This is a genomic window from Brachybacterium sp. J153 (assembly GCF_036311905.1).
Taxonomy (GTDB): domain Bacteria; phylum Actinomycetota; class Actinomycetes; order Actinomycetales; family Dermabacteraceae; genus Brachybacterium.
In genome coordinates, this window is the sequence record NZ_JAZDCH010000003.1 from 18,823 (window position 1) to 30,375 (window position 11,553).

The 11,553-nt window shown below is 73.9% G+C and carries 8 protein-coding genes and 1 tRNA gene; 8 read left to right on the forward strand and 1 reads right to left on the reverse strand.

The annotated features are described in order from the left end of the window. Positions 1-26: 26 nt before the first annotated feature. The 4 genes from V1258_RS01360 (at position 27) to V1258_RS01375 (ending at position 4,034) form a co-directional block, all read left to right on the forward strand. On the forward strand, positions 27-839 hold the full coding sequence (locus V1258_RS01360; RefSeq protein WP_329748011.1) for a M23 family metallopeptidase: 813 nt from the start codon (positions 27-29) through the stop codon (positions 837-839). Next, positions 836-1,894 carry a tRNA (adenosine(37)-N6)-threonylcarbamoyltransferase complex transferase subunit TsaD gene (tsaD, locus tag V1258_RS01365; protein WP_329748012.1) on the forward strand — a complete coding sequence of 353 codons (1,059 nt, stop codon included), beginning with the start codon at positions 836-838 and terminating at the stop codon, positions 1,892-1,894. The genes V1258_RS01360 and tsaD overlap by 4 nt, the downstream gene beginning before the upstream one ends. Positions 1,895-1,971: 77 nt before the next feature. After that, positions 1,972-2,047: transfer RNA gene (locus tag V1258_RS01370), tRNA-Arg, on the forward strand. 70 nt (positions 2,048-2,117) lie between these two features. Then, a complete protein-coding gene (locus V1258_RS01375; protein ID WP_329748013.1) occupies positions 2,118-4,034 on the forward strand; it encodes a bifunctional chorismate-binding protein/class IV aminotransferase in 1,917 nt (638 codons plus the stop codon). 48 nt (positions 4,035-4,082) lie between these two features. On the opposite strand, the gene V1258_RS01380 is transcribed toward V1258_RS01375, so the two are convergent. Next, positions 4,083-6,359, reverse strand: coding sequence for a bifunctional alpha,alpha-trehalose-phosphate synthase (UDP-forming)/trehalose-phosphatase (locus V1258_RS01380; protein ID WP_329748014.1), 2,277 nt, complete (start codon positions 6,357-6,359; stop codon positions 4,083-4,085). 244 nt (positions 6,360-6,603) lie between these two features. Here V1258_RS01380 and lysA point away from each other — a divergent pair, with 244 nt between their 5' ends. The 4 genes from lysA (at position 6,604) to thrB (ending at position 11,444) form a co-directional block, all read left to right on the forward strand. Beyond that, the gene (gene lysA / locus V1258_RS01385) at positions 6,604-8,016 is read left to right on the forward strand and encodes a diaminopimelate decarboxylase (RefSeq protein WP_329748015.1); all 1,413 of its coding nucleotides are present in this window, start codon (positions 6,604-6,606) and stop codon (positions 8,014-8,016) included. 115 nt (positions 8,017-8,131) lie between these two features. Beyond that, positions 8,132-9,469, forward strand: a complete 1,338-nt coding sequence (locus tag V1258_RS01390; RefSeq protein ID WP_329748016.1) for a homoserine dehydrogenase — start codon at positions 8,132-8,134, stop codon at positions 9,467-9,469. Between the two features lie 5 nt (positions 9,470-9,474). Beyond that, positions 9,475-10,533 carry a threonine synthase gene (gene thrC, locus V1258_RS01395; RefSeq protein ID WP_329748017.1) on the forward strand — a complete coding sequence of 353 codons (1,059 nt, stop codon included), beginning with the start codon at positions 9,475-9,477 and terminating at the stop codon, positions 10,531-10,533. Further along, the gene (gene thrB, locus V1258_RS01400) at positions 10,530-11,444 is read left to right on the forward strand and encodes a homoserine kinase (RefSeq protein WP_329748018.1); all 915 of its coding nucleotides are present in this window, start codon (positions 10,530-10,532) and stop codon (positions 11,442-11,444) included. Before thrC ends, thrB begins: the two co-directional genes overlap by 4 nt. Positions 11,445-11,553 lie beyond the last annotated feature (109 nt).

Genomic DNA, 11,553 nt, shown 5'->3' on the forward strand with positions numbered 1-11,553 from the left:
ATCACCGCGCAGCAGGACGCGCTACGGTGCGCAAGCTCCGGGCTACCGGAGGCACCCACCGCGACGCGGCCCTCCCCGCGGGGATGATGAAGGCCGGCGTGCTCGGCGTCCTCGCCACCGCCACCATCGCCGCCCCCCTCGCCGCCGCCGCGGCCGGCATCGACGAGCCCGGTGCCGACAGCGTCGACACCGCCGCGCAGCTCGCCGAGGTCGCCCCCGTCGAGGCCGCCGCCCCCGCCCCCGTCGCCCTGCCGGTCGCCCAGGCCGTGACCGCCGCGCCGGAGACCCGCGAGGCCGATGACGCCTCCACCCGCTCCGAGGAGCGCACCGCCCCCGCCGAGGACGCGGAGAGCGACGAGGCGACCGAGGAGACCGCGACCGACGCGACCGGGATCGAGATCGAGGTCCCCGAGCCCGAGCCCGAGGTCGCCTCCACCGGGCCGGTCTCGGAGAGCGGCTTCATCCGTCCCGTCGACGGCCCCGTCACCTCAGGCTTCGGCGGCCGTATCCACCCCGTGCTGGGCTACTTCAAGGGTCACAACGGCGTCGACTTCGGCAACGCCTGCGGCACCCCCGTGCAGGCCTCCGCCGCCGGCACCGTCATCGCCGTCGAGTACAACAGCGCCTCCGGCAACCGGGTCAAGATCGACCACGGCAACGGCATCGTCACCGGCTACTACCACCTCCAGGGCTTCAACACCTCCGAGGGTGCCACCGTCGAGCAGGGCGACATCATCGGCTACGTCGGCTCCACCGGCCGCTCCACCGGCTGCCACCTGCACTTCGCGAAGATGGACGAGTCCGGGAACTACTCCAACCCGATGTCGATCCTGCGGTGATCCGCCGCGGCGCGCCCGTGGTGCTGGGCGTCGAATCCTCCTGCGACGAGACCGGCTTCGGAATCGTCTCGGAGGGGGTGCTGCTCGGCCAGGGCCTCGCCTCGAGCGCCCGCCAGCACGCCGAGTTCGGGGGAGTGGTCCCCGAGATCGCCGCCCGCGCCCACCTCGAGGCCGCCGTCCCCACCCTCCACCTCGCCCTGGAGGATGCCGGTGTCCAGCTCGGCGACGTGACCCATGTGGCCGTCACCTCGGGGCCGGGACTCGCCACCGCCGTGCACGTGGGGCTCGCCGCCGCGAAGTCCATCGCCTGGGCGCTGGACCGCCCCCTCTACGGGGTCCACCACCTCGCCGGCCACGCCGCCGCCGACACCCTCGAGCACGGCCCCCTGCCGGAGCGCAGCATCATCCTGATCGTCTCCGGCGGCCACACCTCGATCCTCGCCGTGGGCGACCTCGTGCGCGACCCCATCGAGCACCTCGGCGACACCCTCGACGACGCCGCCGGCGAGGCCTTCGACAAGGTCTCCCGCCTCCTCGGCCTCGGCTATCCGGGGGGTCCCGCGATCTCCCGCGCCGCCCTCGAGGGCGACCCCACCGCCTTCTCCTTCCCTCGCGCGATGCTGCGGCCGGGCGATGCGCCCTACACCTTCTCCTTCTCCGGGCTGAAGACCGCCGTGGCCCGCACCGTCGAGACCCTCGAGCGGGCCGGGGAGGCCGTCCCCGTGGCCGATGTCGCGGCCTCCTTCGAGCAGGCCGTGGTCGACGTGCTCGTCACCAAGGCGGTCCGGGCCGTGAAGGACCGCGGCCTGGACACCCTCGTGATCGTCGGCGGGGTCGCCGCCAACGCCCGGCTCCGCGCCGCCGCCCAGGAGCGCTGCGACGCCGAGGGCATCTCGCTGCGCATCCCGCCGATCCGACTGTGCACGGACAACGGAGCGATGATCGCCGCCGTCGGCGACCTGCTGGTCCGCTCCGGCGCCGCGCCCAGCGGCCTCGGCATCGCCGCGGACCCCTCGGCCGTGCTCCACGGCGCCCAGCTGCCGCTGCCGCGGTGACCTCCGTCTCCCTCCTCGGTCGCGCGACCCGCTCGCGTCGCCATCGCCGGTGAGCAGTTGCTAGACTCACCAGGTCCGCCCGCGTAGCTCAGTGGATAGAGCGTCTGCCTCCGGAGCAGAAGGTCGTAGGTTCGAATCCTGTCGCGGGCACCATCGAGGGCCCCGGTCGTGCGCACAGCGCGACCGGGGCCCTCGCGGTTCCGCCGGGTGGGAGGAGGAGACCTTGACCGTAGAGCCCGCAGAGCCCGCAGGGCCCGCGGCGTCCGAGAGACCGCGATCGAGCTCGCGCACTCCGATCGCGCGCTTCGACGATCACTCCACCGGTCGCGCCCTCGAGCTCGGTCCCGCGCGGGCGGTCCTCGCCGCCCACGCCCCGGACGCGGTGCTGCCCGTCCTCCGCGCCGTCCAGGAGCACGTCGACGCGGGCGGATACGCCGCGGGCATGATCGCCTACGAGGCCGCCTCCGCCCTCGACCCCGTCCTCACCACCCGCGCCCCGGATCCCGCCCTGCCGCTGGTGCGCTTCGTGATCGCCGACGAGGTCCGGGAGATGCCCGCGGGCAGCCGGCCGGACTCTCTCGGCCCCTACCGGGTCGAGGAGTGGCGGTCGGAGACCTCCGAGGCCGAGCACGCCCGCAAGATCCAGCGGGTGCGCGAGGCGATCGCCGCGGGGGACACCTACCAGGTCAACCTCACCACCCGGCTGCGCGGACGGATCACCGGCGACCTCCTCGCCTGCCACCTGGACCTGCTCGACGCCCAGCATGCTCGCTACGGCGCCTATCTCGACCTGGGGGACCGGACGGTGCTCAGCGCGAGCCCCGAGCTGTTCCTCGCCCGCGAGGGGGACCTCCTCACCACCCGGCCCATGAAGGGCACCGCCGCGCGCGGCGGCACGCCCGCCGCCGACGCCGAGGCGCGGGCGCGCCTCCTGCGGAGCCCGAAGGAGCGGGCGGAGAACGTCATGATCGCGGACCTGCTCCGCAACGACCTCGCCCGCCTCGCCACGATCGGCGGCGTGGAGGTGCCCGCCCTGCTCGACGCCGAGCCGTACCCCACCCTGTGGCAGCTGACCAGCACGGTCACCGCGCGCCTGCGCACGGGGACAGACCTCGCGGACGCCCTCCGGGCGACCTTCCCCTGCGGCTCCATCACGGGCGCCCCGAAGGCGTCGACGATGGGGCTGATCCGCGAGCTCGAGGACTCCCCGCGCGGCGTCTACTGCGGCGCGATCGCCCTGCTCACTCCGCGTCGCACCACGGCATCCGGGGAGCTCCCCGCCACCTGGCGTCTGTCCGTCGCGATCCGCACCGTCGTCGTCGACACCTCGCCCGGGGCCGACGGCACCGCCGAGTACGGGGTGGGCGGCGGGATCACGTGGGCCTCCGAGCCCCGGGCCGAGGCCGCCGAGCTGCGGATCAAGGCCCGCGTGCTCGATGCGCTGTGCGAAGACGGGCGGGGAGCGCCCGCCGTGTCCACCGCCGGGGCCGGGGTCACCGTCCCCGACCCGGCGGACTTCGCCCTGCTCGAGACCCTCGCCGTGCGCGGCGGGATCCCCGTCCACCTCGAGCAGCACCTCGACCGGATCCTCGCCTCCGCGGACCACTTCGCGATCCCCGCCGCGCGCGACCGGCTCGCCGCGCTGCTGCGCACCCGCGCCGCCGAGGGCGGCGACCGCGTGCTGCGGCTCGCGCTCGGCCTCGACGGCACGGCCCGGATCACCGAGCGACCGCTCCCGGAGGCCGCCGATGGACCGGTCCTCCTCGCGCTCGATGATCGCAACCGGGACCCCGACGACCCGGCGGTGCGGCACAAGACCACCGACAGGGGCGACCTCGTCGCGGCCCTCGAGCGGGCCCGGGCACGGGATCCGCGGGTGCAGGACGTGGTGCTGCGCGGGCGGGACGGTCGGGTGACCGAGACCGGCATCGCCTCGCTCGCCGTGCGCCGCGACGGGCGCTGGTGGACACCGCCTCTCGAGGACGGGCTGCTGCCCGGCGTGGGCCGGCGTCTCGCCCTCGAGGCCCGTCTGATCGCGGAGCGTCCCCTCACCCCGGAGGAGCTGCGCACCGCGGAGGAGATCGCGGTGCTCAGCTCCGTGCGCGGCTGGCGCCGGGCCGAGCTGCTCCTCGAGACCTGACCTGCCCCGCCCGGTGACGGGTGGCGGTCCCGGGGCGGGTCGCCCGCCTCAGGCGCGGTCGCGGCGGGCGGCGAGCAGCGCCTCGAGCACGCCGCGCACCTCGTCGGTGCCCGCGATGCGGAGCGACGCCGCGGTGTCCCCGCCGCCGACCTTGATCCCCACGTCCCCCTCGCCGAGACGGCCGAAGACGGTCTCGTCGGTGACGTCGTCCCCGAGGTAGATCCAGGCGTCGGCCGCGTACGCGCGGCTGAGGGCCTCCATGGCGGCGCCCTTGGAGGTGTGCACCACGGAGAACTCCACGACCTCCTTGCCCGGAGTCACGGTGACGTCCGGGAGGGTCATGGCCAGCTCGAGCGCTTCCTCGGTCGCGTTCGCCCCGCCGCGACCGCGGGCATTGCGGGTGTGGAGCACCGCGGCGGCCGGCTTGGTCTCGACCTCCGCCCCCGGATGAGCCAGCGCGATCCGCTGCAGGGCGAGGGTGATCGAGTCCAGCAGCTCCCGGCGCTCCGGGGTCATGGTCAGCGCCGCCGAGTCGAGCACCTCGGCGTGCATCTCCGCCGGCAGGGCGCCCACCTCCGCTCCGTGCGAGCCGACCAGGACCACGGAGCTGGGCATCGAGGTGTGCTGGTCGAGGTCGGCCAGGGCCCGCCCGGAGACCAGAGCCACCGACACCCCGGGCAGGGTGGCGAGCTCCCGCAGCACCGCGAGCGAGCGCTGGTCGGGCTCGACCGCGTCACGGTCCGCGACGATGGGGGCGAGCACCCCGTCGAAGTCGGAGGCGATGAGGAGGCGGGGCCGCTCCACGAGGGCCTGGAGCGCCGCGTCGACCGCCGCGGGCTCGCTCACCGCATCCCCGCTGAGGCGGATCCGCGGGGGCTGACGGGTCTCGGGGGAGCCGGTCTGCTCGAGCTGCTCGAGGAAGCTGTGCGCCCAGGCCTGCACGTCGTGCTCCATCACCTGGTGGCGGAGCGAGGTCATCGCCTCCTCCTGATCCTCCGGCGCCATCTCCAGCGCGCGCAGGATCGCACCCTTGAGCGCGTCGATGTCGTGCGGGTTGACGGTGATCGCGGCGCGCAGCTCGTCCGCGGCGCCGGCGAACTCGCTCAGCACGAGCACGCCGCGGAGGTCCGGGCGGGAGGCCACGTACTCCTTGGCGACGAGGTTCATGCCGTCGCGCAGCGCCGTCACCAGCACGACGTCCGCCGCCATGTACAGGGCGGTCATGTCGCGCCGGTCGAAGGAGCGATGCTGGTAGGAGACGGCCGGGCGCCCGATCGGGGCGTGGTCGCCGTTGATCCGGCCGACGGTCAGCTCGACCTCGTCGCGCAGCTGCCGGTAGGCATCGACCCGCTCCCGCGAGGGGGTCGCGACCTGGATCATCACGGTGTCCTGGGGATCGATGATCCCCTCGTCCAGCAGCTCGCCCCAGGCCTTCAGGCGGTGACGGATGCCCTTGGTGTAGTCCAGGCGGTCCACGCCGAGGACGATCCGCCGCGGCTCGCCGAGGTCCCGGCGCAGCTGCGCGGCGCGCTCGATGATCTCCTCCTGCTGGGTGAGCTCTGAGACGGCCGCGGAGTCGATCGAGATGGGGAAGGTGCGGGCCTGCACCTGGCGGCCCGGGGCCGAGCCGATCCCGGGCACGTGCACCGTCTGCCCGTCGACGTGATGCCCCAGCAGCTTCCGCACGCTGGTGAGGAAGTTCTGGGTGTCGCTCTCCCGCTGGAAGCCCACGAGGTCCGCGCCTAGCAGACCGCGGAGGATCTGGGTCCGCTTGGGCAGCTGCGAGAACAGCTCGACCGAGGGGAACGGGATGTGGTTGAAGAAGCCGATGCGCAGGTCGTCGCGCTGCTCGCGGATCAGGCGCGGGGCCAACTGCAGCTGGTAGTCGTGCACCCAGACCGTGCCGTGGGCACCCGCCACCTCGGCGGCGGTGCGCGCGAAGCGGCGGTTCGCGGCGACGTACGAGTCCCACCAGCCGCGGTGGAACTCGGGGTCCACGATCACATCGTGGTAGAGCGGCCACAGCGTCGCGTTGGAGAAGCCCTCGTAGTACTTCTCCACGTCCTCGGCGGAGAGGGCCACGGGGAAGAGGCTCATCCCGTCGGCTTCGAAGGGCTCCGGCGCCTCGCCGGGCGATCCGGCCCATCCGACCCACGCCCCCGAGTCGACGGTGCGCATCACCGACTCCATCGCCGTCACGAGCCCACCGGGGCTCGTCACCCACTCGGTGGCGCCATCGGGCAGGGTGCGGGAGTCGACGGGGAGGCGGTTCGCGACGACGACGAGTTCGTGGCCGGTCGGGGTCACGGGCGCGGGAGTGGGCATGCGGCGGCTCCTTGCGAGGTCCGGGGGTCGGCCCGAGACTATCAAGTGGGCTCCGTCACCCTGTGCCGGCCGCGGATCTACGCCGCGCCGTCCGTCCTCGGCCTGACCGGGCAGAATGGTCCCCGGCTTCCGCGGCACCCGCCTCTGGGTCGGGTCCCGGACCGCTGGCCGGACGACCCGGCCGGCACCGCCCGTCCCGCCCTACCCTCGGGACTCGACCCTCCACCCCCGATCGAGGAGCAGAATGCGCGCCCACGAGGCCGGAGCACTCCACGGCAACGACGCGGCCCCCACCTGGCTGCCGTTCCCCGCCGACGTCAACACCCTCATCCCCGGTCTGTGGTCCGAGACGACCGTGCGCGGGGCCGACGGCGCCGTCGAGGTCGGCGGCGTGAGCGTCGCCCGCATCGCCGAGGAGGTGGGCACCCCGGCCTTCGTGCTCGATGAGGCCGACTTCCGCGCCCGTGCCCGCGCCTTCCGCGACGCCTTCGCCGAGGCCTTCCGCCCGCACGCCGGGGCCGACGTCTACTACGCCGGGAAGGCCTTCCTGTGCGGCGCCGTCGCGCGCTGGATGGAGGAGGACGGCCTGGGACTGGACGTCTGCACCGGCGGAGAGCTCGCGGTCGCCCTGCGCGCCGGGTTCCCCGCGGAGCGCATCGCCCTGCATGGCAACAACAAGTCCGACGCCGAGATCCGTCGCGCCCTCGACGCCGGGGTGGGCCGGATCGTGGTCGACTCCCTCGACGAGATCGGCCGGGTCGACCAGCTCGCCGCCGCCGCCGGGGTGCGGGCCGCGGTGATGCTGCGCGTGACCACCGGCGTCGAGGCGCACACCCACGAGTTCATCGCCACCGCCCACGAGGACCAGAAGTTCGGCCTCTCCCTCACCGGTGGCGCCGCCTTCGAGGGGGTGCGGGAGGTGCTCGGCGCCGGCCATCTCGAGCTCGTCGGCCTGCACTCCCACATCGGCTCGCAGATCTTCGACACCGGCGGCTTCGAGGTCGCCGCCCGTCGGGTGCTCGACCTCGTCGCCCGGGTCCGCGAGGAGCTCGGACACACGATTACCCAGCTGGACCTCGGCGGTGGCTTCGGCGTCATGTACAACACGCAGCACACGCCCTCGACCCCCGAGGCGCTCGCCGCGGGCATCGCCGGGATCGTCGAGAAGCAGTGTCACGAGCTCGAGCTCGAGGTCCCGCACGTCTCCTTCGAGCCGGGCCGCGCGATCGCGGGCCCGTCCACGCAGACCCTCTACTCGGTCGGCACCGTGAAGGACGTGCGTTTGGGCGGACCGCATCACCGCGTGTACGTCTCCGTCGACGGCGGCATGAGCGACAACATCCGCACCGCCCTCTACGACGCCGACTACTCCTGCCTGCTCTCCTCGCGCATCTCGGGGGAGCGGCCCGAGGTGGTGCGCGTGGTCGGCAAGCACTGCGAGAGCGGCGACATCGTGGTCAAGGACGAGTACCTCCCCGCCGACGTCCAGCGCGGTGACCTCGTCTCGGTGCCGGTCACCGGCGCCTACTGCTACTCGCTGGCCTCCAACTACAACCACGTCCCGCGCCCGCCGGTGGTCGCCGTCCGGGACGGCGAGATCCGCACCCTCGTGCGCCGCGAGACGGAGGAGGACCTCCTCGGCCTCGACCTCGGCTGAGGATCCGCCACGCACGTTCATCGACGGTCACCGACCACGAGCGTCCTCGGCTACAGTGCGAGGGCCCTCACGGCCCGCCCGTCGGCCCCCTGTCCAGGGAAGGAAACCCCCGGAGATGACTGAGAACCCCCCTGTCGGCACCGACCTGCCGGTGCTCCGCGTCGCCGTCCTCGGAGCCGGGACCGTCGGCACCGAGGTGCTGCGGCTGATCGCCGAGCAGGGCGAGGACCTCGCGCACCGCATCGGGGCCCGCCTCGAGGTGATCGGCGTCGCCGTCCGCGACCTGACCCGCGACCGCGGCGAGTTCGTGCCCGCGGGCCTGCTCACCGAGGACGCCGGCGCGCTCGTCGACGACGCCGACCTCGTCATCGAGGTGATGGGCGGCATCGAGCCCGCGCGCACCCTGCTGCTGCGGGCCATGGAGGGCGGCGCGAGCGTCGTCACCGCGAACAAGGCGCTGCTGGCCCAGGAGGGCGCGGAGCTGTACGAGGCCGCCGACCGCCACGATGTAGACCTCTACTTCGAGGCCGCCGTCGCCGGGGCGATCCCGCTGGTGCGCCCGGTGCGCGAGTCCCTCGCGGGCGACCGCATCCAGCGCGTGCTCGGCATCGTCAACGGCACGACGAACTACATCCTCGACGCCATGACCCGCTCCGGCGCGGACTTCGGGGACGCCCTCGCCTCCGCCCAGGAGCTCGGTTACGCCGAGGCGGATCCGACGGCCGACGTGCAGGGGCACGACGCCGCGGCGAAGGCGTCGATCCTCGCCTCCCTGGCCTTCCACTCCCGGGTGCGGCTCGCGGACGTCTACTGCGAGGGGATCACCGAGGTCTCCGCGCAGGACATCGCCGCGGCCGCCCGCATGGGCCGCACGATCAAGCTGCTCTCGATCGTCGAGCGCGTCGAGGACGAGTCCGGGGAGCGCATCTCCGCCCGCGTCTACCCGGCGCTGATCGCCGACAGCCACCCGCTGGCCTCCGTCTCCGAGGCGTACAACGCCGTGTTCATCGAGGCCGACGCCGCGGGCTCGCTGATGTTCTACGGACAGGGGGCGGGCGGCGCCCCGACCGCCTCGGCCGTGCTCGGCGACGTCGTCTCCGCGGCGCGGCTGCGGGTGCGCGGCGGCATGGGCCCGCGCGAGTCGCGCTACGCCGCCCTCGAGGTGGCGCCGCTCGAGGAGCTGCGCAGCGCGTTCTACGTGTCGCTGACGGTCGAGGACCGCCCGGGCGTGCTCGCGGAGATCGCCGGCACCCTCTCGGGACGCGGCATCTCGATCTCGACCATCCACCAGGAGCTCGGACGCGACCGGAGCGCGGACGGCCCCGCGACGGCGCACATCGGCATCAGCACGCACCGCGCGCTCGAGTCCGCGATGACCGCCGCGCTGGACGAGTTCTCCTCCACCTCCACCGTCCTGTCCATCGACTCCGTCCTGCGCATCGAAGGAGAATGACCCGCATGGCACACCAGTGGCGCGGCGTCCTCGCCGAGTACTCCGATCACCTGCCCTTCTCCTCCACGGACACGCTGCTGAGCCTCGGCGAGGGCGGGACCTCGCTCGTCGCCGCGCCCGCGCTGTCGGCGAAGGTCGGGGCCGAGGTCCACATCAAGGTCGAGGGCCAGAACCCGACGGGCTCCTTCAAGGACCGCGGCATGGTCTCCGCGATGTCGAAGGCGCTGAACGACGGGGCGACCACCGTCGTCTGCGCGTCGACGGGCAACACCTCCGCCTCCGCCGCGGCCTACGCGGCCGCCGCCGGCCTCACCTGCGTGGTGCTGCTGCCCGAGGGCAAGATCGCCGCGGGCAAGCTCGCCCAGGCTGTCGTCCACGGGGCGAAGCTCGTGCAGGTGCAGGGCAACTTTGACGACTGCCTCGAGATCGCGCGCAAGCTCGACGCCGAGCACCCCGTCGAGCTCGTGAACTCGGTGAACCCCTACCGCCTGCAGGGGCAGAAGACGGCCGCCTTCGAGATCGTCGACGCGCTCGGCGGTGCCCCCGACCTCCACCTGCTCCCGGTAGGCAACGCGGGCAACATCTCCGCCTACTGGATGGGCTACCAGGAGTACCGCGAGAAGGGGATCTCGGACTCCGTGCCGCGCATGTGGGGCTTCCAGGCCGCGGGCGCCGCGCCGTTCGTCGCCGGCCGCCCGATCCTCGACCCGGAGACGGTCGCGACCGCGATCCGGATCGGAGCCCCCGCGTCGTGGGACCTCGCCGTCGCCGCGCGCGACGACTCCGGCGGCAGCATCGACGCCGTGACCGACGAGCAGATCCTCGCCGCGCAGGCCCTCCTCGCCGCCGAGGTCGGGATCTTCGTCGAGCCGGCCTCCGCGGCGGGCGTCGCGGGGCTGCTGCAGAAGGCCGAGCAGGGCCTGGTCCCCGTCGGCGCACGGATCGTCATCACCGTGACCGGCAACGGGCTCAAGGACGTGGACACCGCGCTCAGCGGCCGCGATCTCACGCCGACCGTCATCCCCGTGGACATCTCCGCGGCCGCGGAGGCCATGGGGCTGTGAGGATCGAGCACACCCGGGTGCGGGTGCAGGTCCCCGCGACCTCCGCGAACCTGGGGCCGGGCTTCGACGCGCTGGGCCTGGCCCTCGATCTCGTCGACGACCTCGAGCTCGAGGCGACCACGGGCGGCGTGGAGGTCCTCGCCGAGGGCGAGGGCGCCGGCTCCGTGCCGACGGGGGAGGAGCACCTGGTGGTGCGCGCGATTCGACGGGGCCTCGACCACGCGGGCGCCCCGCAGACCGGCCTGCGACTGCGCACCGTGAACCGCATCCCGCACGGCCGGGGACTCGGCTCGAGCGCCGCCGCGACCGTCGCGGGACTGCTGCTCGCCCGCGGCCTGATCGCCGACCCCGCGGCCCTGGATGACCAGGCCGTGCTCGATCTGGCCTGCGAGTTCGAGGGGCATCCGGACAACGCCTCCCCGGCCCTGCTGGGCGGCGCGGTGCTCTCCTGGACCGTCGGCGACGTGGTCCGGGCCGCCCCGCTGCGCCTCGGGCCCGGCGTGCTCCGGCCGCTCGTGCTGCTGCCCCGCACGACCCTCTCGACGCATGCCGCCCGCGGACTGCTCCCCGCGGAGGTCCCGCATCGCGATGCCGCGGTCAACGCCGCCCGCGCGGCGCTGCTGGTGCACGCCCTCGCCGGATCGCCCGAGCTCCTGCTCGAGGCGACGGAGGACCGCCTCCACCAGGAGCAGCGCGCCCCGGGCATGCCGCAGAGCGTCGAGCTGATGCGCGTCCTGCGCCGCGAGGGGTTCCCCGCGGTGATCTCCGGGGCCGGCCCGTCGGTGCTCGTCCTCGCCGCCGCGCGGGAAGAGGTCGCGCCGCTCGTGCGCCGCTTCGTGAGCGATCCCGCCGCCTGGCGGATCGCGGAGGTGCCGCTGCGGGAGACCGCCTCGAGCCCTGTGGTAGGTTGACCCTGCGTCCAGGCGGCATCGATCCGTGCAGCCTCTCGCGCTCATATCGGTGAGCGGAGATCCGCGCCCGATGCACCCCTGAACGGCTCCCGCATTCACCCTCCGCTCC

Excerpts from the sequence above, each read along its gene's own strand:
- thrC (WP_329748017.1), top strand. The coding sequence starts at position 9,475 with ATGGCACACCAGTGGCGCGGCGTCCTCGCCGAGTACTCCGATCACCTG.
- V1258_RS01380 (WP_329748014.1), bottom strand. The coding sequence starts at position 6,359 with ATGCCCACTCCCGCGCCCGTGACCCCGACCGGCCACGAACTCGTCGTC.
- lysA (WP_329748015.1), top strand. The coding sequence starts at position 6,604 with ATGCGCGCCCACGAGGCCGGAGCACTCCACGGCAACGACGCGGCCCCC.
- V1258_RS01390 (WP_329748016.1), top strand. The coding sequence starts at position 8,132 with ATGACTGAGAACCCCCCTGTCGGCACCGACCTGCCGGTGCTCCGCGTC.